A 20,012-nucleotide genomic window follows, 5' to 3' on the forward strand; every position below is an offset into this window, starting at 1 on the left:
TCCTTGGTGAGCTCATTTGTGACAGCTGCGAGCTTCTCCTTCAAGTCGGTCCTTGAACGCCTCAACGTCCCGCACCGTCGCGTCGTCCCACGAGCGGCCGATGGCGTCCAGGAAGTCGAACCACACGATCAACGTGTACGCATACCGCCTACAGGTCCCTGGCTCGGAGGCCGCCATCTTCCCCTCCCTGAAGAAGAGGTTGACCCGGTGGTCCGGCCGGCCAGTCGGCGAGAGGATCACGGGAGTGCCATGCCGTGCGCCGTTGCGAGCAGCCCTCTCGTGCAGACACCCGAACCTCAGGACATCAGGATCGTCACCGAGTTGATGTGGGACGGTGAAGTCGTAGAAGTCGACGCTCCAGTGCTCCAGAATATCCATGAGTCTCTCCCCCCAACATGGTCGTAACCGACAACTCAGAGGAGCCTAAAGAACAGACGAACACCCCGGCTCCCCAGAACAGAACAACCAGAGGCGCCGAGGAAACCCATGCAGTCAGCATCGAAGTCATCTACGGGCTGACATGAGGCATCAGTCCAGTGTCTGGATCAATTCGCTGCGCGTTGAGGTGTGTACGACCCGGCCGCGTGCTCCGTTGACGATGGGTAGGTACGGCGGGACGTGGCCGCATTCAACATCAGCGATGATCGGAACGTTCAAGGGGCCGAGTGCGTCGAGCACGGCTTGGTGCTGGGTGAGCGAGTCGGCGCCGGGTGCCGACGTCCGGCCGACAAGGACCGCGTTCGCCATGTCGAAGAAGCCGGCCAGCCTCATCCCATGCAAGTTCCTGCAGATGGCGAAGGCGTCGTCGCCTCCTGCCTCGACGTACACGAGGAGACCTTCCGGAGACTCGGCCCGTGCAAAGGCTGAGACATCGAGGTAGGCCGTTCCCGTGAGGTTGCACAGCATCTCGATACAGCCCCCGATCAGACGCCCCTCGACTTCCACATCCCCCTCGCCGTCCAGCCGGGTCCACCCGCCGGGCGTATCAAGCGTGTACTCGCGCACCTCCGGGTGAGCACGGTAGTCGTCCCAGCCCGTGGCCCGGTAGCGGTTCGGCGGGGTCTGCGTGTACCGATGCCCCTGCGGGGCAGCGGCAATATCGAGCCATGACAACAGTCCTTCCGGCGCCCGGTAAGGCGTGTCCATGAGATTGTTGCCGTGCACTGTCGCAATCCCGGTGAGAATGGTGAGCGGCGTGATAATGGTCGACATGTCGGAGAACCCGACAAGCCAAGTCGGCTCGGCATCACGCAGCCGGGCCCAGTCCAGCAGCGGCAGCAGGTCGATCGCCGTCTCCCCACCCCACGGCGGCACCACGGCTCTGATGTCGGGATCCGTCAGCATCGACATCAGCTCTCTCGCGCGATCGGCCGCAGGGGCGCTGACATGGCCGGCACCGTCCATGCAGCGGCCAACAACTACCTCGTATCCCCGGGCGTCTACATCGTGAATCGCCACGTCAAGGCGTCTGCGCAGCTCTTTCGGAACCCCGCTCGAAGGAGAGGTGATGCCGATGCGGTTACCAGGACGCAGGGGGCGCGGATATCGAACTGACATGCGCGGAAGTCTGACACGACACCAGAGCAGTGCGATATCGACTTTGCATGCCACGAAGAGCAGATTTGGCGGGCAGAGTTCGGAAAAACCGACCGAGAGGTCGTTTTCACCTAAATTGCCCGCTTATCGGTTGGTTATCGGAGTGTTCGGTTACGGTGCAGGAGAGTTGGTGGAGGTGCTCGATGCCTGCGGGGCGGGTGGGGTTGTGGATGGGGCGGGAGGCTGCGTACTTCTGTCTCATCCCAGGATGTCCGGTCCTCGCGGGTGTGTGCTTCTGTCGTCATCGTTGTGCGCCTGGGCGCATTCGGTCCGGCGCGGTACGCCGGAGGCATGCCGAAGCGACGTCCGTATCCGAGTGATCTGTTCGATGCCCGATGGGAGTTGATCGGGTCGGTCCTGGCCGCGTGGCGCTTCGAGCGCCGTGGCAGGGCCCTGGCTTTCGGCCAGCCGCCCGAGCACGACCTGCGCGACATCATGGACGCGATCTTGTGCGTGGACCGCACCGGGGTCCAGTGGCGGTACCTTCCACACGGCTTCCCGCACTGGAACACCGTCTGCGGCTACTTCACCAATGGGCCGACGAGGGCGTGTTCGCCCAGCTCAACGGCCTGCTCCGGCAGCTCCTACGAGAGAGGGAAGGCCGGGACGCCGAACCGGCGGCCTGCGTGATCGACGCCCAGAGCGTCAAGACCTCCACCAGCGTTCCCGCCACCGGCCAGGGAATCGACGCTGCCAAGAAGATCGTCGGAAGGAAGCGGAGCATCGTCACCGACACGCTCGGCCTTCTCCTCGCCGTGCTGGTGACCGCGGCCGGCGTGCAGGACTCCGTTGCCAGCACCGCACTGCCCGACCAGGTCGCCGCCGACCATCCAGGCATCCGCAAGATATGGGTCGACGGCGGATACCGCCAGCACCTCGTCGAGCATGCCGCCACGCTCGGTATCGACATGGAGATCACCGCACGCAAGCCCGGGAGCAGGGGATTCACCCCGATCCCGAAGCGGTGGGCGGTCGAGCGGACCTACGGCCGGCTCATGCTCCACCGCCGCCTGGCCCGCGACTACGAAACCCTGCCCACCCGCTCCGAAGCCGTGATCCACATTGCCATGACCGATCTCATGGCCCGCCGCCTCACCAGCGAGAACACCATCTCCTGGCGCGACCCGAAGGCGGCCGCAGAAGATGTCATCTCGGGATGAAACATCGGACGAAAACGACCTCTGAGGGGGCGGGGACGCAGCAATGCGTCCCCGCTACCCGACGCTATCGCTTCGCGCACACCCTGCTGCCGGACATGGCGGCCCTCGATGAACTCCCGTACGCGCCCGGCCGGGAACTCGACACCGAACTTGCCGCCCGGCTCATCGCCGCCTGCCATGCGCGCTGCAGCCCTGCCAGGCGACGCTGGCGAAGAACCCTTCGCACGGAGCACCGGCCGACCCTCGCCGGGGCCGTCTACGGCGAACTGTGGGCGCCGCTCGCTCGGGCCGCGAACGCCGGGGACAGATCGTGCAAGCCGTGCCGCACCGATGCCGCAGGAGGGTGGCGCCTGGAGGGAACCGCGGCCCGGCCGGGTCAGACGCTGCTCAGCCAGCGGCGGAGCGAAGCCGGTCGAGGGAGCCCGACGTCGTCAGGCAGGCGGCCGAACCTGCGCCCGGTGACACGCTCCATCGCTTGACGTACCGACAACTGGCGCCCACCCGGTGGGGTGTGTGGGTTGTAGCCGTTGGATCGGAAGATGCAGAAGATCCGCGGTTCGCTAGGTCGATAGGAGCCGAAGCGGGTGATGCCGACGCCACGTGTGGTATCCGTGATGTCGAACTGGAGGTACAGATCGTCCTTTCCAGGGTAGTTGTTGTCGTACACCCACAGCTGGACGACCTGACCGCTCTGCTGGTACGCGTAAGCGAGCACTTGGTGGTTCTGACCGATGTCCAACGAGTCGGTCTGAATCAGTCCGAGGGGTGACAGTCGACCGCCGTCAATGTCGTCCCGGATACGCGGCCACTCATCCCGGCAGGTCACCCAAGCGCGGCCTCTCGCCAGCCCTGCCACCTGAATGAACCCTTCATCCCCGTTGGGGTAGTGCGGCGAAGAGTAGCCCAGCCACCGGTGCCCGGAACCCCCGATGTCGAAGCTGTCGAGCAGCCGGTCGCGGATGAATTGGAAGAGTGGATCCGCGGTGGAGGTTGGCGAGGTTGTCTCGGCGGGTGGGAGCTTGCCGGCGGCGAAGTAGTCCATTGCCGCGAGGGCCATTCCGCCGCACATTCCCGCGCTGGCCTGGGTGATGGGCAGCCACCCGTCGTCGACCCGGGCGATACCCAGGGCCCCGGCGGCCTCCCCGCCAAGCTCGTCGAGGAGCCGATTCCAGAGGAAGCCGACAGCCATCGCAGGAAGTTCCGGACTCCACGAGTTCGAGAACTGAAATCCATTGACCGACGGAGTGAACCCGCGAACCTGGCGACGCGAGGTCTCCCGTAGACGAATACGGAGCCGGGCATGGTGGCCCTGGCCGCCGCTGTACGCAGCCTCGAAACCCGGCGGTGCCCAGACGTGGAACGTATTGCCGTACTGGGACTCCACGAGCGGACTGTTGAAGTGCACGTACAACTGCCGCCCTGGATCACCATCGATGCTGTACCAGACGCGGCCCTCTGTGCCTGTCGTCGATACGCCGAAGAGACCCCCCTCGGCCCGCCACTCCGCGGTAGCGCCGGGGGCGATGGTGGCCGCTCGGGACGGGTACCACGGATCGGTCCAGTCGCCGGAGTCCATCTGATCCCGGTCCCATACCAGAGGCACGGACGACTCGTTCTGAATCTCCACTGCCATGCGTATGCGTGACACGCCGATCACCTCAACTCGCGGTTACCAGAACACGGATCATTCCGTGCCCTGACGCCAGGTCTGTCAGAGCTTTCCCAACGACAGCACCAAAGCCGCGCTCCCGCTCAGCGATCTTGCGGGCGTGTCCGGGGGTCGATGACGTGGTGAGCAGATCCCCACAGCGGATTGGCGCTTCCGATGCGTCGGCCAGCGCCCACAGCTTGCCCATAAGGGCGACAGGGGCGCCTCCGTCGTGCCGGTCGAGCACCAGTGCCGGTCGCACTCCGCCTGCACCGGAGACGATGCCGGCGACGCGCGGGTCGTATTCTTCGGTGCAAGGCCGGATCCGCCCCGCATCGTCAAGCACCACGACCATCCCAGCGGTGACCGCCGGTTCCGCAACGGTCAGCGCTTCGGCGTAATCGGCCCCCGGGAGCTCGAGATCCCCGGTAACCACCACGTCGCCCTGAAAGAACGCCGCTTTCCCTCCTTCCATATTGCTTACGCCGAACACCCCGTTACGGCCCCGGCCATAGATTCCGTTCCCGCCGTGGTCACTTACACCGGCCACACCGGAATGTCCGGATGTTTGGGTCACTCCAAATACGCCGTTCCACGTATCACTCGTCCCCACGACGCCAGAACCGCCTTCGCCCGTGCCGTGTCCGGCGACCCCGGTGAAGCCCCGGCCGTACAGTCCGTTCCCGCCGTTCTCGTTGACGCCAGCCACACCGGCGTGCCCGGCTGTCTGCGTAACTCCGAAAACGCCGTTCCATGCATCACTCGCACCGGCGACGCCAGAACCGCCTTCGCCCGTGCCGTGTCCGTGCACCCCGGTGGAGCCCCGGCCGTAAACACCGTTCCCGCCGTTCTCGTTGACACCGGCTATGCCCGCTTGGCCAGCTGCCTGGGCTTCGCCATACACGCCGTTCCACTGTCCGCTCGTACCAGTTACCCCGGCCTCTCCCGGCTGATTCGAGTCACCCTTGACGACGCTCATGACCATCCTCCGATCGTTTTCCCATCAGCCTCTGTTCGCTTCAAGGCGATAGCGAGCAGGCTCATTGCTTCGAATGACGAAGCTCCTTCTCCCGAGAAGTCTCGACACAGCATGCGTAGGTGCCGACTTGCCGCGGGAATGCACTTCATCGATGTCTTAGGGCGCAGCCACAACAAGGGTCGTGGCGCGCCGATATTTGCAAGCCTTGGTACCGCGTCAGACATCTCGCGGAATCTCATTTCAGGCGGGTAAGTGCCGTAAGAGGTAGAACACTCAGGGCCTTCTCGCCTTCTCCAGGGCATCACTCTTGGCGCGCCCGCGCAACTGGGCGCTGAAATAGCGGGCTCGGTTGACCAATCAACTGTGCACCGCACACCTCGAGTTGCAGACGGCGATACGCAGACGCACATTGGATATGCGGGAGCATCTGTCGTACATCCTGTCTCTCCATCAAACTCGCCCCCGGCCATGTGAACCGTTCCGGGTCGAATGGAGGCTCGATTCTCTGAGAGGATTGAGTCATGGCACGCCCCTCCCCTTACCCCCTGAGCTGCGCAAGCGTGCGGTCCGCATGGTCGCCGAGGTGCGGCCCGACTACGACACGGAGTGGGCCCCGATGAAGGCGGTCGCGTCCAAGCTCGGGATCGGGACGACTGAGTGGACGTTAAGTCCGTTTCTGGTAGCGGCCTCGTCCGGGTTGTAGTGGGGAAGCCTTGGCGGGTGAGGCGTCCGAGACGAGCGCGGGTGACGTTGACTGATTCCTCGTGGGTGGGCATGCCGAGGAGTTCGTGCAGCTCGCTGGCTCGGAACTCCTGGTCGGGGTGCTGGTTGAAGACGTTCACGATGGTCTGGTAGGCGGTCTGCGTCTCGGGCGGTTCGGGCTCGGTCCCGGCCGGTGCGAGTTCGGCGATGACCTTCTGGGTGGTGGCCAGGTCCGCGAGTCGCGCTTCGGTTTCGGCCAAGGCGGCGGTCAAGTGGGCAATTTGGTTGCGTAGTTCACCGGCCCGGGCGGTGGTCTCGTCGTGCTGGGCTTGGAGGTCTGCCAGGATGTTCACGCGGCAAGCCCGAGAGTGTCGCGCCGGGCCAGGGCGGGTGTGGTGAGGCGGCGGGTCATGTTCGCGATGGAGGCCCAGTAGACGCGCGAGGTGGAGGTATCTGGCCGGTGGTCGTACTCGCGGGCCAGGCGGCGGTGCAACATCAACGTGCCGTTGACCCGCTCCACGATCCACCTTTTCGGCTGTGGAACGAAGCCTTTGCCCTGGTCTTCGGGGTTGCGGCGGACGACCTCGACGTCGATGCCGGCCAGGGCGCCGCGGATGATGACCTGGTCCTTGAAGCCTTGGTCCACGAGGGCCTTCTTCAGGCGCATCCCGCACCTCTCGGCGGCCTGGTCGAGCAGGGCGGTGCCGGCGGCGTTGTCGTGGGCGGATGCGGCCAGCACGACGACGCCGATGACCAGCCCCAGAACGTCCACGGCCAGTCCCCGCTTGCGGCCCGACACCTTCTTGTTGGCGTCCAGTCCCGTCGTGGTCTTCGGGACACCCGCGGCCGCGCGGACGGACTGGGCGTCGATGATCACGAGGGACGGGTCCTCTAATCGCCGGGCTCTCTCCCGTACTTGGCAGCGCAGGAGTTCCTGGATCCGCTGGTCGAGCCCGCCCTCGCGCCACAGCGTGAAGTAGTAGAAAACCGCCGACCAGGCAGGCAAGTCGTGGGGCAGATAGCGCCACTGGCAGCCCGTCCGGTTCTGATAGAAGATCGCGTTCACGACTTCCCTCAGGTCGCAGGCCCCGGGGTCACCGGTCGCCGACCGTGCCACCCGTTCCTGCTTCCAGGCCGTGATCATCGGCTCGATCAACGCCCACTGCTCGTCCGCTAAATCGCTCGGATACAGCTCTCACTCCATGGCCTGCATCTCGGCATGGACATGCCGAGATCCTGATCCGTACCGCGATCAGTACCACGAAGGAGCGATCACGAACCGAGGAAGATCGGACTTAGAACTCCTAACGGAATGACACTTTGGGGTCGGCTCCTCGTCGTGGGATGCCGTCGGGCAGCATGGGGCGATGGACTTCGAACAGCCGTTGCCTCGCGAGCTGAAGGCTGTCGATTCGGCCTCGCTGTTCAGGCTGGAGGAGCGGGCGTGTGACCTCGGTCTGAGTCAACGGTTGGACCCGGCGTGGGTGCGCGCGAATGCGGCGCCTGACGGCACCCACTATCTATGGCCGGCCCTGTGGCACACCTTGTCCCACCGCCCGGACGTACCACGTCACGTGCGGTGGGAACTGCTGATCACTCTGCGTACGGGAGACCGTGTGCTGAGCCTGCTGGATGTGATCCCCGACGACTTCGCCCCGCTGCCGAAAGTGACCTCACGCGAAGAGGGCATGCAGGTCAGGCGGCTCCTTGACCGTGCTCCTTCGGTGCGGGAATGGCTACTGCGGGAGGGTGAGGGCCCGGGCCGCCTGTGACAGGCGTCGCCAGCAGATGAGTGCGCACCCGAGAGTGAGGAAGGCTTCGTGGATGTCGTCGCGGATCTCCCAGCGGATCCGCAGGCGGCGGAACCAGTGCAGGTGGGCGAAGGCGCGCTCTACGACCCAGCGTTGGGTTCCGAGTCCGGAGCCGTGCTCGATGCCGCGTCTTGCGATCAGTGGCTTCACACCGAGCGCGCGGACGAGGCGACGGTATTTGTCGTGGTCGTATCCGCGGTCACCGAGCACGACGTCGGGGCGGTGTCGAGGTCTGCCGCGCTTGCCCCGTACGTGCGGCACTGCCTGGAGCAGTGGGATGAGCTGGGTGACGTCGTTGCGGTTGCCGCCGGTCAGGGTGACGGCGAGCGGGATGCCAGTGGCGTCCGTGATCAGATGGTGCTTGCTGCCCGTCTTGCCCCGGTCAACAGGGCTTCGTCCCGTCTTGGAGCCCCCTTTAACGCCCGGATGTGGGAGCCGTCGACGGCCGCCCGCGAGAAGTCCAGGGCGTCCGCGCTCCGGAGTTTGGCCAAGAGTGCTTCATGGAGCCGGGGCCACACGCCGGCCTCGGTCCACTCGGCCAGGCGGCGCCAGCACGTCATGCCCGAACCGAAGCCGAGCTCCTGCGGCAGGTGTTCCCAGGCGATCCCGGTGTGCAGCACGAACAAGATGCCCTGAAACACCTGCCGGTCCGGATGCCGCTTCCGCCCCGGATGCCGGTACCGACGCTCAACCATCGGCAGCAGCGGCTCGATCACCGCCCACAGCTCGTCATCGACATCCCACGGCTTCCGCCGAGCCACTGCGCACCCCTAAATCAACGGCCTTGGAGTGATCCAACCACCTTGAAGATCATTTCGTTAGGAGTTCTCAAACCGAGGCCCCGTCCGCAATCCCGCCATGCCTCAACCGCCAGCACCTTGATCGCCCGGACAAGTCCTAGCCGACGACCTCGCGCGTGGCCAGGTCCAGCCAGCAGGCGAGGTAGAGCCAACCCTCGGCCGTCGGGAGGTAGGTGATGTCGCCGACCAGCTTGGTGCCGGGGTGCTCGGCATGGAAGTCGCGGCCGACCAGGTCCGGGGCCGGCTTCGCCTTCGCATCCGGCTGGGTCAGCGAGCGCCGCTTACGGCGGGTGACGCCGCGGATGTCGCGCTCACGCATGACGCGGGCGATGCGCTTGCGGTTCACTCGCCGCCCCAGACGCCGCAGCTCGGCGTGGATGCGCGGGACGCCGTACGTCTTGCGGGAAGCGATATGCAGCACGGTGATCTCGTGCGCGAGCGCGTCGTCGGCCGCCTGGCGGGCCTGGCTGGCGGCCTCGCCCTCGCGCCAGGCGTAGTAGGAGGAGCGGGTCACGTGCAGCACCCGGCACAGCATCGTGACCGGACAGTTCGCCTTCTCCGCGTGGATCAACCGGTACAACGCGGTCACCGGTCGCTCTCCTTCACGAAGAAGGCCGTCGCTTGTTCAGGATCTCGATCGTCTGCTGCTGCTCGCGGTTCTCCTTGCGCAGCCGGCGAAGTTCGTCGCGTTCGGCGCTGGTCAGCTCGCCCGGGGCGCCCTCACCCCGGTCGGCTTTGGCCCGGCGGTACCAGCCGCGCAGGGACTCGGAGCTGATGCCCAGCTCCCGGGCGACGGCGGTGACCGTCTTGCCCGAGGAGTCGACGAGCGCGATCGCGTCCCGCTTGAACTCCTCGGTGTACCGCTTCGTGTATTTGCTTCCCACCTGGTGCTACTTCCTCTGGAACCTCAAGATCCCAGTCTCCAGGTGTCCACGATCAAGGGGAAGCTTCATCGGGCCTTGACCCCGGAGCTTGAACACATCTATGCGGCTCGGGTCAGGGTAGTTGATAGTGGGTGGAAGGTGGTCTCGTAGGCGATCGGGGAGCGTTGTCCGAGGCGGGAATGCCGGCGTCGGGTGTTGTATCGGGTCAGCCATCGGAAGGCGTCGAGCCGGGCCTCACGCTCGCTTGGCCAGCCCCTTTGCCCCTTCAGCGTCTCTCTTTTGAAGGTCGCGTTGAACGACTCCGCCAGTGCGTTGTCCGCGCTGGACCCGACCGCGCTCATGCTCTGACGGACCCCTGCTGACCTGCAGGCTTCGGCGAATTCTCGGCTCGTGTATTGCGAGCCGTGGTCGGTGTGCATCACCGCCCCGGCCAGGCTCCCGCGGGTCCGCTCGGCGGCGGCCAGGGCGTCGGTAACGAGTTCGGTCCGCATGTGATCGGCGACTGCCCACCCCGCCAGGCGTCTCGAGCAGAGGTCGATGACGGTCGCGAGATAGCAGAACTTCCCGCCACCGATCCTCAGGTAGGTGATGTCGCCGACGTACTTCGTGTTCGGGGCCGTGGCGGTGAAGTCACGCCCGATCAGGTCCGGCGCCTTCGGCGCGGCCGGGTCCGCGACGGTGGTGCGCTGCCGGCGCCGCAGCCGGACGCCCTCGAGCCCGATCGTCCGCATGATCCTCGCAACCCGCTTGTGGTTGACCACCTGGCCGCCGTCGTCGCGGAGCTCAGCGGTGATTCTCGGGGCGCCGTAGGTGCCGTCGGAGTCCTCGTGGACCTTGCGTATCCGGGCGGCGAGCTGGGCGTCAGCGGCCTGCCGGGCCACCCTGGCAGGGGCGGTCCGGCGCCAGTAGTAGAAGCTCGAGCGGGAGATCCCGAGAATGTCACAGAGCCGCTTGACGCCGAACCGGCGCTGATGATCTTCAACGAACTGGCAGCGGGTCACCAGCGCGTCTCCGTCGCGAAATACCGGGCCGCCTTGCGGAGGATGTCGCGTTCTTCCTCCAGCTCGCGGATCCTCTTGCGCGCGGCGGCCAGCTCCGCCTGAACCAGCTCGCCGCCAGGCTGCGGCGCAGCCGCAGGCGCGGAGTGGGCACCGGCACGGCGTCCGTCGGCGGCCCGGATCCAGTTCCGCAGCGTCTCGGTGTTCACCCCGAGATCGGTGGCAACCGACTTGATCGTCGCTCCCGGACGCGACCGGTAGAGCGCCACCGCGTCCGCCTTGAACTCGGTGGGATAGTGCTTCATCCCCACAGGGACTCCGTTCTCCTGGACCATCAAGATCCAAGTCTCTCCGGTGTCCAAACTCCGGGGTCAGGGCCCGAGATCCGCAGGAGAGCGGTCACGGACGCCGCGATCCCGGGATTGCTCGGAACTGGTGCCAACATGAATGGCAATCCACCGCAGGTTGCAGGAAGCGTGACCCGATGGTTCCAACAAACGTGTCCCGCAAGGTCAAACCCTCCAGGTCACCACACCACGTTGGTTCCGACTATCTTGTCCCGGCTCACCCACTTGATGCAGGTGCGGAGCCCCGGTTACTCAGCGAAACGGCCCGTCGTCGGCGAAGGCGTGCGCGGCGAAGCGTTTACCCATCCGGCGGTAGGCGGCGGCGGTGGGGTGCAGGCCGTCGGCAAGGTCATCCACCTCGTGCGGGCCGAGCAGTTCGCGTCCGTCGAGATAGTGCAGGTGGGGATCGCGTGCTCGCCGGTCCGCCACGATTCGGGCCAGTTCGTCACGGACCACCGTCAGCGACAACGCCCCGCGGGCCACATCGGCCGGGTCGCCCAGGGCTGTGATCTTCCCGTCAGGACCCATCGCGGTCGGGCCGGGGGTCGTGTCGAGTGCCGGACAGCTCACCGGGGACATCAGCAGCAGCGGGGTGTCCGGGTGGCCGTCCCGGATCGTGTCCAGGAATCCGTGCACCGCCGGGCCGAACGTCCGCAGCCGGAATGTGGCCAGGCCCACGATGTTGACGCCCACCTTGAGGCTGATCAGGTCGGCGGGCATGTCGCGGATCGTCCGGGCGACATAGGGGTCCAGCATGGCGTTGCCAGCCTGGCTGAGGTTGATCACCTCCACTCCCCCGAGCGAAGCCGCCACCACCGGCCAGGTACCGGTCGGGCCGTCGGCTTCGAGGCAGTGGCTGATGGAACTGCCGTGGTGCACCCAGCGGCGCCGACCGTCCGGCAACGGTGCCAGCACCTCGCCATCAGCACGCAGTGCCACCAGTTCCGTGGGGGTCTGCTGGGGCAGCCACAGCTCGACGTTCTTCATGCCCATCGGCAGCCCGGCGAACCGCACGGTCCCCGGCTCCCCTGGGACCAGTCGCTGCGCGGTCCCGGGGCCCGCCATCCGCACCACATTGCCCATCGGTGCTTGTCGGCGCCCGGCAGGGGCACCGTCCACCAGCAGTTCCAGCATCCCGGTCGGGCGAGGTCGGGGGTCGGTGTCGAGCTGTCCTGTGGAGGTGAGTACCTCGAACTCAAGCTCACGCGCATCGGTACGGAACACCAGCCGTACCCCTGAAGGCATCACCGTCACTCCGTAGACCGACGGGTCCTGGTACTGCTCCTTGGTCCACGCGGGCAACCGGCGAGGCATCACCCCCGCCCGCGTCCGCTCCAAGTCCAGCGCACCTCGTAACTCCACCGGCCCGCCCACCAGCGGAAATGCCCGCATTGCCACCGTCACGACTCCCCAACGTTCTCAGGTCCGGATGTGAGTACGCACCCGCGAGTTCTCTACCGCCACCCTGGCACACAAGCCGACACGCTCAACTGGCCAAGCACAACGCTCACTGGCCAGCTGAAACGCTCAGTCGCACATCTCCTGTCCCACCGGCTCGGCAAAGCCAGGAGCAGCAGTAAGGGCCCGAACCTATGAGGCGGTTCGGGCCCTTACTGCTGGGTGATCTACAGATCGAACTCCAGGTGTTCCACGTCGGTGAAGCGCACCTCTTCCAGGCTTCCGGCGCGGCGGCCGCCGTCCTGGAAGTAGACCTCCTTGAGGGCTTCGGCCGCGATCTCCTGGAGTTCGGTGTCGCTGCCGCCGGCCGCCTGGGCGTCGAAGAGGCGTGCGGCGTAGACCGGGGGCAGGGCGATGGTCAGGTGCCGGATGCGGTCCTGGTCCGTCGACCCGATCGGGGCGGTGTAGCCCATGCGGGCACGGGCGTCGATGACGATGCCGCCGGTCGTCGCCGCCTTCTCGCGGGCCTTGGCCCGGATCTGCGGCTGCCACCGCTTGGTCACCTCGCGCTCCAGGCGGGCGGCGAGGTCGGCGCGCGGCCTCTTGGCCGTGCCCGCCACGTACCGCTCCACCTGCCGCTGGGACAAGCCGAGCAGTTCGGCGACCGCCTTCGTGCCGCCGAGCTGCTTGACCATGTACCGCACCTGCGGGCCCGCGTTCTTGGGTGCCGGGCGGGTGAACGCCTTCTGCACCGCCTTGTCCAGGCCGTCCCCGAACATGCTCATCGCCTGCTCTCTCCCCTACTCGCCGTTGTCGATGTCGGTGACGGTGCCGTCCTTGATGGACCGGGCGAGGTTGAGCTCCGGGGCGTCGAACCGCTCCCGGACCTCCTCGCCCCACAGGACGGACTGGGTGCCCTCGTGCTTGACCAGGCCGGGGTTGATGCCGAGCCTGAACCCACCGGGCAGCGGCTTGCCCTCCCGGCAGGGCAGGAAGTCCAGCGGCGAGGACCCGTTCGCGGCGTAGACGACGCAGTCGGACAGGATCGCGATGGGGTACTGCCCGGTGAACGCCGCGTGCTTGATCATCTTCCTGTGGAGGTTGATGCGGGTGCGGGAGATGACCGCCGCGCGGATGTCGGGCCGCCATGTCGGGCGCTCCAGGCCCGCCACCGCTCCCCGGACGTCCAGCCCTCGCCGCGGAGCCGCTCGCGCAGCTTCCCCAGCCCGCCCTTCACCGTAGCCTTGACCGCGCCCACGACGATCGCCCTCTCCGGGTCGCGGCCCTTGTAGCCGTCCATCGCCGCCAGGAAGTCGGCCGGCGGCAGGTCGGCGTCAACGCCGAGGTCGGCCATCGTGGCGAGGTAGGCGTCGCGCAGCCGCGTGTACCAGCCGTCCAGGTAGCGGCCGTGCTCGCGCCGCACCCACGCCTCGGCCGGGCGCACCTCGTAGCCGAGCTCCACCGCGTACGCGATGGTGGGCGTCGCGTACCAGGCCGGGCCCTCGGGCCGCTCGCCCTTCGGCGTGAACAGGCTGCCGTCCAGCTTCACCCACTCCTTGCCGACCTTCCTGGAATCCGGTGTGCTGTGAAGCCCCAGGCCGATGGCGGGTCCTGGGGCTTCGTTCATGCGTTCATGCGCGGAAAGCGGTTGTGTGGCCGGTCAGCGGTTAAGAGGTCATCTCATTTGGCTGATTCGGTAGTCTGTTGGTCATGGTGGGGATCGTTGAGCGTCTGGTGCCGGACGAGTTGTGGGAGTTGTTCCAGCGGGTGGTGCCGGAGGCACCGTCGCGGCCTCAGGGTGGCGGTCGGCGTCGGCACGGCGACCGGGAAGTGCTGGCCGCAATCGTGTTCGTGGCCACGTCAGGCTGCACGTGGCAGCAGTTGCCTTCCGCGTCGTTCGGCCCGTCGGGAGCGACCGCCCATCGGCGCTTCTCGGAGTGGTCGAAGGCCCGGGTGTGGGCCAAGCTCCACCGTGTGGTCCTCGACGAGCTCGGTGCCCGCGGCGAGCTGGACTGGTCTCGTTGCGCGATCGACTCGGTGAACATGCGGGCCCTGAAAAGGGGGACCTGACGGGTCCGAATCCTGTCGACCGGGGCAAGTACGGGTCGAAGATCCACCTGATCACCGAGCGGACCGGTCTGCCCCTGTCTGTCGGAATCTCCGGAGCCAACGTCCACGACAGCCAGGCCCTGATCCCGCTCGTGAAGGGCATACCGCCTATCCGTTCCCGCCGCGGCCCCCGTCGACGCAGGCCCGCCAAGCTCCACGCCGACAAGGGATACGACTATCGCCACCTGCGGGAGTGGTTGTCCCAGCGGGGCATCCGGCACCGCATCGCCCGCAAGGGAATCGAGACCTCGCAGCGACTCGGCCGACACCGCTGGACCATCGAACGCACCATGGCCTGGCTCGCCGGCTGCCGCCGACTGCACCGCCGCTACGAACGCAAGGCCGCCCACTTCCTCGCGTTCACGAGCATCGCCTGCACCCTCATCTGCTACCGCAGACTCACCAAATGAGATGACGTCTAAAGACTTCTTCGATCTTGTCGGCCATCTGCCTGGCCTGGATGTCGCGGCCCTTCTCGTTGGGGTGTCCGTACCAGGGGATCTTGGTGTTGAGGAGTTCGAGCTTGGAGTTCTCCAGCAGGCCGCCGATGCCGCGGTCGGCGCCGTCGAACGCCGTGTTGGCGCCGGTGCTGGCGTAGAGGTCGACGAAGTCGGCGCCGCCTTCGGCGTCGGCGGCGGCCTTCTTCATGGCGTCGTTCAGTCGCTTCTGGATCTGGTCCAGGACCGGCAGGGCGTCCTGGGGGATGTCGGCGAACGGCAGCTGCGTCTGACCGGGCGCCGCGGTCAGGCACTTGGTGGTGTCCTCGGGCACGAGCCGGGGGTAGCCGACCAGGACGCGCTTCGCGTCGGGGGCGAAGTAGCCGATGCGGTCAAGCAGCTCCTCCAGCTCCCCGCCGACCTGCTCGAACTGGCCGTCCAGCCACTGCTTTCCGTCCCCGGTCTCGAAGAACTCACCGCACTTGGCGGCCGGCTCGTCCTTGTCCACCGGGTCGCCCGGCAGCAGAGAGGGCTGCCGGAGCTCGTCGGAGCACTGAGTCCTTTTCAACCTGACCGTGGGGCTGTGGTGTTGGTTGGTGCGGGCTGTACGGAACGACGAAGCTCCTGGTAGACGGGTTCTCGACCAAGATCACCCGTGTCCGCCAGGAGCTTCGCGTGCTTGCCTACCCGTCGTCGATCGATCTTTCCAGCAGTACCTTGCAGCACCTGGCCGAGCAGCTTGCAGTCCGGCGACGGGAGATCGGTACCCGGTGGCGACGCCTGCCCGCCGGCCGCCAGGCCCTGCTCGCCCTGGCCCACCTGCGGTGCGGCGACACCTACGCCCAGCTTGCCGCCGGCTTCGGAATCGGCATCGCTACCGTCCACCGGTACATACACGGGGCCATCGAAGTCCTGGCCGTTCGCGCTCCGACCCTGGCCCAGGCGATGGAGACGGCCCGGACGAAAGCGTTCGTGATCCTGGACGGCACTCTGCTGCCGATCGACCGGATCGCCGCCGACACCCCCTACCACTCGGGAAAACACAAGCGGCACGGCATGAACGTCCAGGTCCTCACCGACCCATTCGGCCGACTGCTCTGGGCTTCCCCGGCTCTGCCTGGAGCCACTCACGACCTGACCGCGGCCCGAAGCCATGGCATCGTCGACGCGCTCGCGGCCGCAGGACTGAAGTGCTGGGCGGACAAGGCCTACCAAGGCGCCGGCCGGCACATTCGAGTCCCCTTCCGGGGCCGACGGCTCAAGCGCTGGAAGCGACGGCACAACAGCAGTCACGCCAAGATCCGCTGCGTCGGCGAGCAGGCCATGGCCGTGCTGAAAGGTTGGCACCTCCTACGGAAGCTCCGCTGCAGCACCAACCGGATCACCGACATCGTGAAGGCAGTCCTCGTCCTCCACCACGCCTCAACATGAGGTTGGAAAAGGCTCACTGCCGAGGCCGGCACGGTCAACGACCTGGAGAGGGTGCGATGTTCGACACCGAAGGCGTGGGCGTCTTCCTCGGGATGGACGTCGGCAAGACCGCCCATCACGGTCACGGGCTCACCCCAGCCGGGAAGAAGGTCTTCGACAAGCCGATGCCCAACAGCGAACCCAAGCTGCGGGCCGTCTTCGACAAGCTCAAAGCCAAGTTCGGCACTGTGCTGGTGATCGTGGACCAGCCCGCGTCCATCGGTGCCCTGCCGCTGACCGTCGCCCGCGACGCGGGCTGCGAGGTCGCTTACGGCCTGGGGATGAATAGCCCCGGTGTTGGTGGGGCCGTGACATGAGAAGGGCCGCACGGGTTGGGTGAGTTGTGACGCTTACCTGGGCCCGTGCGGCCTGCTCCCATCCTGCCCTGTCCGGGGTCTCTCGCGCACATCTCGGCGAGTTGCTCGAAGAGTTGTCGCCGCGTTGGTGGGCCCGGCGTGAGTCGGCGCTCGACCGGCAGCGGGGCTACAAACAGCGCCGGGCGGAGGGGGCCGGGCGCAAGCCGAAGCTGGAGTTCGTCGACCGGCTGCTGGTCACCCTCGTCCACCTGCGGCTCGGCCTGCCTCACGCCGCTCTGGCCGAGCTGTACCGGGTGGACCGCTCCACGGTCTCCGCCGCGATCCGCCAGGTCAGGCCCCTGCTCGCTGCCCGCGGCTTCGCCGTGCCCGACCGCCCCGGCGTCAGGCTGCGGACCTTGGAAGATGCGTTCGCCTACGCCGATCTTGAAGGCGTGGACCTGCGGATCGACGGCACCGAGGTTCAGGTCCGACGCCCCCGCGCCGGACGGCCGGGGCGCAAGGCCTTCGTGTCCGGCAAGAAGAAGCAGAACACGATCAAGACCACCACCTTCAGCGACCAGCAGGGCCGCACGCTGTTCTCCGGTGTCGTCCGCCCGGGCCGGATGCACGACCAGACCGCCCTGCGCACCGAGGGCATCGCGGACCAGCTCCGCCGGCACCCGGGGGTGAAGGCCGAGGTCGACTCGGGATACCAGGGCCTGGCCAAGGAGTTCCCCAGCCAGGTCAGCGCCCCTCCGAAGAAGCCGGCCGAGGACGCCTGCGACGGGGACAAGCGGGCCTGGCGCGAGATGCGCCGCCGCCAGTCCCCGGCGCGGATCTGCGTGGAGCACACCAACGCCGAGTACAAGCAGTGGCGCCCCCTCCAGCGGTACACCGGCCGACGCGAGACCTACGCCGAGACCCACCTCGCGATCGCCTCGCTGGTCTCCGACCGCTCCGCACGACGCCCGACCCGCCGCCGGACGAACACCGAACTCGTCCTCGCCCGCAACACCGTCTGCTGATCACCCACCAGCCGAACCACCAGGCCAACACGCCCCGACCCCAATTTCACCCAAGGTCGTAAGCGATCCTCGCCCTCCGCCACTCCACTTCATCGGCAGCCATCAGGGCCTGGACGCTGTACATGTCACCGACCCGCAGATTGCCCGGCGTGCTGTACACGCCGTAGGTGCCTATGACGGAGACGGCCGCCGTACGCAACCGGGCCGGATGGCAACGTGCACTCTGTCCCGGCCCCTGCGGAGTCAGAGCGGGCCCTCTAACGGCGGCGTCCGAACAGGCGGCGGTTCTTCTTCGCCTCCGCTTCGGACGCCCGGTGCTGTGCTTCGCCCGCATCGGTCCCCGTATACCGGCTCATGACAGTGAAACCCACCCGCGCAAGAACCCAGCCAGCACAAACACCGAAAGGTTAAGGACCAGTGAGCGCCAGTGGTGTGATGGCTTCATGCGACGTGAGAACTGTGTGACCAGGAACCACATAGAGGTGTGGCGTGCACGTGCCCTGCCGGCAGCTCCGGAACAGGTCACGTTCTGGAAGGTGTTGCGTGGTTCTCTCCTGCCACTCCTGGTCTGGTCCGGCGTCGCGTGCTTCGTGTACTTCGTCTACGGCCCAGTCGTGGCGGTGGTCCTCGGTGGGCTCTTCGCCGTGTCGTTCATCGTGGGGTTCAGGCTCCGCCGCAGGGCCGGACACTCCGTTCGCTGCAGCGTCTACGGCGCGGTGGGCGGTGCGCTCGACAAGTCCATGACCGGGTTCTGAGGTACTGCGGCGGAATCGGCCCGTCCTTGTATCGGGGGTGCCTTTCGGAAGTCCACGGTCATGCACGACGTCAACGAGCGGGAGTACGCCTGGTACGTGCGTTTGCGCGAGGAGTTCCCCATGCGCACTGCCGGGTTCGGTATGGGCGTGGAGCGCTTCCTGATGTGGGTGCTCGGGCATGGCGACATCCGCGACATTCCCCTGATCGACCGGATCAACGAGACCCCCGCCTTTCCGGCCGTGGTGATCCGTCCGTAGCGAGGACATTTCATGAACACAACATTGCGTGGCTCGGTGCTGCGACAACGGGACTACCGGCTGCTGTGGTTCGGCGAGACCGCCAGGACCCTCGGGAACAGCGTGACCTCCGTGACCTTGCCGCTGATCGCGGTGACCGTGCTGGAAACGGGGGCCACGGCGGTGGGTGTCCTGGCGGCGGCGGTCTGGCTGCCCTGGCTGCTGATCGGCTTGCCGGCCGGCGCCTGGGTGGACCGCATGCGCCGACGCCCCTTGATGATCGTCTGCAACATGGTGTCCGCGGCGCTCTGCGTGAGCGTTCCGCTCGCCGCTTGGCTGGACGCCCTGACCTTCGCCCACCTGCTGATCGTCGCGCTGGCTCTGGGCACCAGCGCCGTGTTCTTCAATACCGCGAACCATGCCTACCTGCCCACCGTCCTGGCCGGAGAGAAGCTGCTCGAAGGCAACTCCAAGCTCCAGGCGAGCGAGTCGGCGACCAACGTGGCGGGCCCCGGCCTCGCCGGCCTGATCACCCAGTTCATCGGCGCGGTCGCCGGACTGCTCCTGGACGCGGCCACCTTCCTGGTCTCCACGCTCTGCCTCACCTCGATCCGCGCGAAGGAGCAGCCCCCGGCGCCAGACGCCCCGGCGGAAAGCCTGCGGACCCGGATCCGCGAAGGCCTGCGGTTCGTCCTCCGCGACCGCTACCTACGGCCCATGGTCGTCTACGGCGCCTTCGTCAACCTGGCCCTGATGGGCTACCAGGCGGTCCAGGTGGTGTTCCTGGTGCGCACGGTGGGCGTCAACTCCGCCACGGTCGGACTGCTGCTGATGTCGGGCAGCCTCGGTGGCATCATCGGAGCGGTCCTCGCCGAAGCGGTGGGACGCCGCTTCGGCACGGGCCGCGGCATGCTGCTGATGCAGCTCCTCACCAGCCCCTTCGCGCTGCTGATGCCCCTGGCCTCCGAGGGGGCCGGTCTGGCCTTCTACGCGGCCGGGGCGTTCGTGGTCGGCGTCGGCGTCACCGCGTGCAACGTCGTCCTCGGCAGCTTCCGCCAGACGTTCTGCCCGCCCCGGCTACTGGGACGAGTCGTGGCCACCACCATGGTCCTCAACCACAGCACCATCCCCCTCGGCTCGCTGCTCGGCGGCCTCCTCGGCGACGCCCTCGGGCCGCGTACCGCCATGTGGATCATGACCGGACTCCTGGCCCCCTGCTGGCTCGTCCTGGCCTTCGGCCCGATGCGACAGCAACGCGACCTCCCCACCAGCTACCGGCCCGCCAACATCCCAGAGATGGACAGAACGTGACGACCGCCAACAGTACTTCCGCCGTCTCAGCCGTTCCCACAGTCCGCTA

General features: G+C 67.0%; 19 protein-coding genes and 3 pseudogenes. 9 read left to right on the top strand and 13 right to left on the bottom strand.

Annotation, left to right across the window (positions count from 1 at the left end; translation table 11 throughout):
• Nucleotides 1-12 precede the first annotated feature (12 nt).
• Complete coding sequence (locus OHA98_RS40520; RefSeq protein ID WP_266933291.1) at nt 13-378, bottom strand: hypothetical protein; 366 nt, start codon at nt 376-378, stop codon at nt 13-15.
• Between the two features lie 150 nt (nt 379-528).
• Nucleotides 529-1,557, bottom strand: a complete 1,029-nt coding sequence (locus tag OHA98_RS40525; protein WP_266933293.1) for a S66 peptidase family protein — start codon at nt 1,555-1,557, stop codon at nt 529-531.
• A 330-nt stretch (nt 1,558-1,887) separates the two neighbouring features.
• On the opposite strand from OHA98_RS40525, the pseudogene OHA98_RS40530 reads away from it, so the two are divergent.
• Nucleotides 1,888-2,756: pseudogene (locus OHA98_RS40530) on the top strand (IS5 family transposase).
• A 376-nt stretch (nt 2,757-3,132) separates the two neighbouring features.
• Here OHA98_RS40530 and OHA98_RS40535 read toward each other — a convergent pair.
• The 3 genes from OHA98_RS40535 to OHA98_RS40545 all read right to left on the bottom strand — a co-directional run bounded on the left by OHA98_RS40535 (nt 3,133) and on the right by OHA98_RS40545 (nt 7,277).
• Nucleotides 3,133-4,404: a hypothetical protein gene (locus OHA98_RS40535; RefSeq protein ID WP_266933295.1), complete on the bottom strand. Its 1,272-nt coding sequence runs from the start codon at nt 4,402-4,404 to the stop codon at nt 3,133-3,135.
• 10 nt (nt 4,405-4,414) lie between these two features.
• Nucleotides 4,415-5,383, bottom strand: a complete 969-nt coding sequence (locus tag OHA98_RS40540; RefSeq protein ID WP_266933297.1) for a hypothetical protein — start codon at nt 5,381-5,383, stop codon at nt 4,415-4,417.
• 1,051 nt (nt 5,384-6,434) lie between these two features.
• Nucleotides 6,435-7,277 carry an IS5 family transposase gene (locus OHA98_RS40545; protein WP_266933378.1) on the bottom strand — a complete coding sequence of 281 codons (843 nt, stop codon included), beginning with the start codon at nt 7,275-7,277 and terminating at the stop codon, nt 6,435-6,437.
• A 175-nt stretch (nt 7,278-7,452) separates the two neighbouring features.
• On the opposite strand from OHA98_RS40545, the gene OHA98_RS40550 reads away from it, so the two are divergent.
• The gene (locus tag OHA98_RS40550; protein WP_266933299.1) at nt 7,453-7,857 is read left to right on the top strand and encodes a hypothetical protein; all 405 of its coding nucleotides are present in this window, start codon (nt 7,453-7,455) and stop codon (nt 7,855-7,857) included.
• Here OHA98_RS40550 and OHA98_RS40555 read toward each other — a convergent pair.
• The 7 genes and pseudogenes from OHA98_RS40555 to OHA98_RS40585 form a co-directional block, all read right to left on the bottom strand.
• Nucleotides 7,822-8,591, bottom strand: a protein-coding gene (locus tag OHA98_RS40555) for an IS5 family transposase (RefSeq protein WP_266933379.1) whose coding sequence is annotated in 2 segments (ribosomal slippage) — nt 7,822-8,312 and nt 8,312-8,591 — 771 coding nt in all. Because the reading frame shifts where the segments join, the coding sequence is not laid out codon by codon here. The two genes, OHA98_RS40550 and OHA98_RS40555, sit on opposite strands and share 36 nt — an antisense overlap.
• Before the next feature lie 202 nt (nt 8,592-8,793).
• The gene (locus tag OHA98_RS40560) at nt 8,794-9,285 is read right to left on the bottom strand and encodes an IS3 family transposase (protein ID WP_266933300.1); all 492 of its coding nucleotides are present in this window, start codon (nt 9,283-9,285) and stop codon (nt 8,794-8,796) included.
• Nucleotides 9,286-9,298: 13 nt separating this feature from the next.
• Nucleotides 9,299-9,580, bottom strand: coding sequence for a transposase (locus OHA98_RS40565; RefSeq protein WP_266933302.1), 282 nt, complete (start codon nt 9,578-9,580; stop codon nt 9,299-9,301).
• Between the two features lie 98 nt (nt 9,581-9,678).
• A protein-coding gene (locus OHA98_RS40570; protein ID WP_266933303.1) for an IS3 family transposase occupies nt 9,679-10,889 on the bottom strand; the annotation gives its coding sequence in 2 pieces (ribosomal slippage) (nt 9,679-10,598 and nt 10,598-10,889; 1,212 coding nt in all).
• A 288-nt stretch (nt 10,890-11,177) separates the two neighbouring features.
• Complete coding sequence (locus OHA98_RS40575) at nt 11,178-12,317, bottom strand: GDSL-type esterase/lipase family protein (RefSeq protein ID WP_266933380.1); 1,140 nt, start codon at nt 12,315-12,317, stop codon at nt 11,178-11,180.
• Nucleotides 12,318-12,550: 233 nt separating this feature from the next.
• Entirely contained in the window at nt 12,551-13,108 is a 558-nt protein-coding gene (locus OHA98_RS40580) for an XRE family transcriptional regulator (RefSeq protein ID WP_266933304.1), read from the bottom strand.
• Between the two features lie 15 nt (nt 13,109-13,123).
• A pseudogene (locus OHA98_RS40585) lies at nt 13,124-13,890 on the bottom strand (transcriptional regulator); the annotation flags it as partial.
• Nucleotides 13,891-14,033: 143 nt separating this feature from the next.
• Between OHA98_RS40585 and OHA98_RS40590 the strand changes: the two are divergent.
• Nucleotides 14,034-14,842 (top strand): IS5 family transposase gene (locus OHA98_RS40590; RefSeq protein WP_266922359.1). Its coding sequence is split into 2 segments (ribosomal slippage): nt 14,034-14,378 and nt 14,381-14,842, totalling 807 coding nucleotides; the frame shifts between segments, so codons are not numbered across the junction.
• Here OHA98_RS40590 and OHA98_RS40595 read toward each other — a convergent pair.
• A complete protein-coding gene (locus tag OHA98_RS40595) occupies nt 14,832-15,437 on the bottom strand; it encodes a hypothetical protein (RefSeq protein ID WP_266933305.1) in 606 nt (201 codons plus the stop codon). The two genes, OHA98_RS40590 and OHA98_RS40595, sit on opposite strands and share 11 nt — an antisense overlap.
• A gap of 107 nt (nt 15,438-15,544) precedes the next feature.
• Here OHA98_RS40595 and OHA98_RS40600 point away from each other — a divergent pair, with 107 nt between their 5' ends.
• From OHA98_RS40600 to OHA98_RS40625, 6 genes and pseudogenes are all read left to right on the top strand, one after another.
• Complete coding sequence (locus OHA98_RS40600) at nt 15,545-16,300, top strand: transposase family protein (RefSeq protein ID WP_266933306.1); 756 nt, start codon at nt 15,545-15,547, stop codon at nt 16,298-16,300.
• Nucleotides 16,301-16,356: 56 nt separating this feature from the next.
• A pseudogene (locus OHA98_RS40605) lies at nt 16,357-16,611 on the top strand (transposase); the annotation flags it as partial.
• A gap of 146 nt (nt 16,612-16,757) precedes the next feature.
• Nucleotides 16,758-17,660: a transposase gene (locus tag OHA98_RS40610; protein WP_266933308.1), complete on the top strand. Its 903-nt coding sequence runs from the start codon at nt 16,758-16,760 to the stop codon at nt 17,658-17,660.
• Between the two features lie 536 nt (nt 17,661-18,196).
• Nucleotides 18,197-18,415 (top strand): hypothetical protein, encoded by a 219-nt coding sequence (locus OHA98_RS40615; protein WP_266933310.1) that lies wholly within the window; start codon nt 18,197-18,199, stop codon nt 18,413-18,415.
• 60 nt (nt 18,416-18,475) lie between these two features.
• Nucleotides 18,476-18,673 (top strand): amino acid--tRNA ligase-related protein, encoded by a 198-nt coding sequence (locus OHA98_RS40620; RefSeq protein ID WP_266933312.1) that lies wholly within the window; start codon nt 18,476-18,478, stop codon nt 18,671-18,673.
• A gap of 12 nt (nt 18,674-18,685) precedes the next feature.
• Nucleotides 18,686-19,963, top strand: coding sequence for an MFS transporter (locus OHA98_RS40625; protein ID WP_266933313.1), 1,278 nt, complete (start codon nt 18,686-18,688; stop codon nt 19,961-19,963).
• Nucleotides 19,964-20,012 lie beyond the last annotated feature (49 nt).

The organism is Streptomyces sp. NBC_00654, assembly GCF_026341775.1.
Lineage (GTDB): Bacteria > Actinomycetota > Actinomycetes > Streptomycetales > Streptomycetaceae > Streptomyces.

Coding starts and splice junctions, on each gene's coding strand:
- OHA98_RS40520 (WP_266933291.1), bottom strand. CDS start 378: ATGGATATTCTGGAGCACTGGAGCGTCGACTTCTACGACTTCACCGTC.
- OHA98_RS40525 (WP_266933293.1), bottom strand. CDS start 1,557: ATGTCAGTTCGATATCCGCGCCCCCTGCGTCCTGGTAACCGCATCGGC.
- OHA98_RS40540 (WP_266933297.1), bottom strand. CDS start 5,383: ATGAGCGTCGTCAAGGGTGACTCGAATCAGCCGGGAGAGGCCGGGGTA.
- OHA98_RS40550 (WP_266933299.1), top strand. CDS start 7,453: ATGGACTTCGAACAGCCGTTGCCTCGCGAGCTGAAGGCTGTCGATTCG.
- OHA98_RS40575 (WP_266933380.1), bottom strand. CDS start 12,317: ATGCGGGCATTTCCGCTGGTGGGCGGGCCGGTGGAGTTACGAGGTGCG.
- OHA98_RS40580 (WP_266933304.1), bottom strand. CDS start 13,108: ATGAGCATGTTCGGGGACGGCCTGGACAAGGCGGTGCAGAAGGCGTTC.
- OHA98_RS40620 (WP_266933312.1), top strand. CDS start 18,476: ATGCACGACGTCAACGAGCGGGAGTACGCCTGGTACGTGCGTTTGCGC.
- OHA98_RS40625 (WP_266933313.1), top strand. CDS start 18,686: ATGAACACAACATTGCGTGGCTCGGTGCTGCGACAACGGGACTACCGG.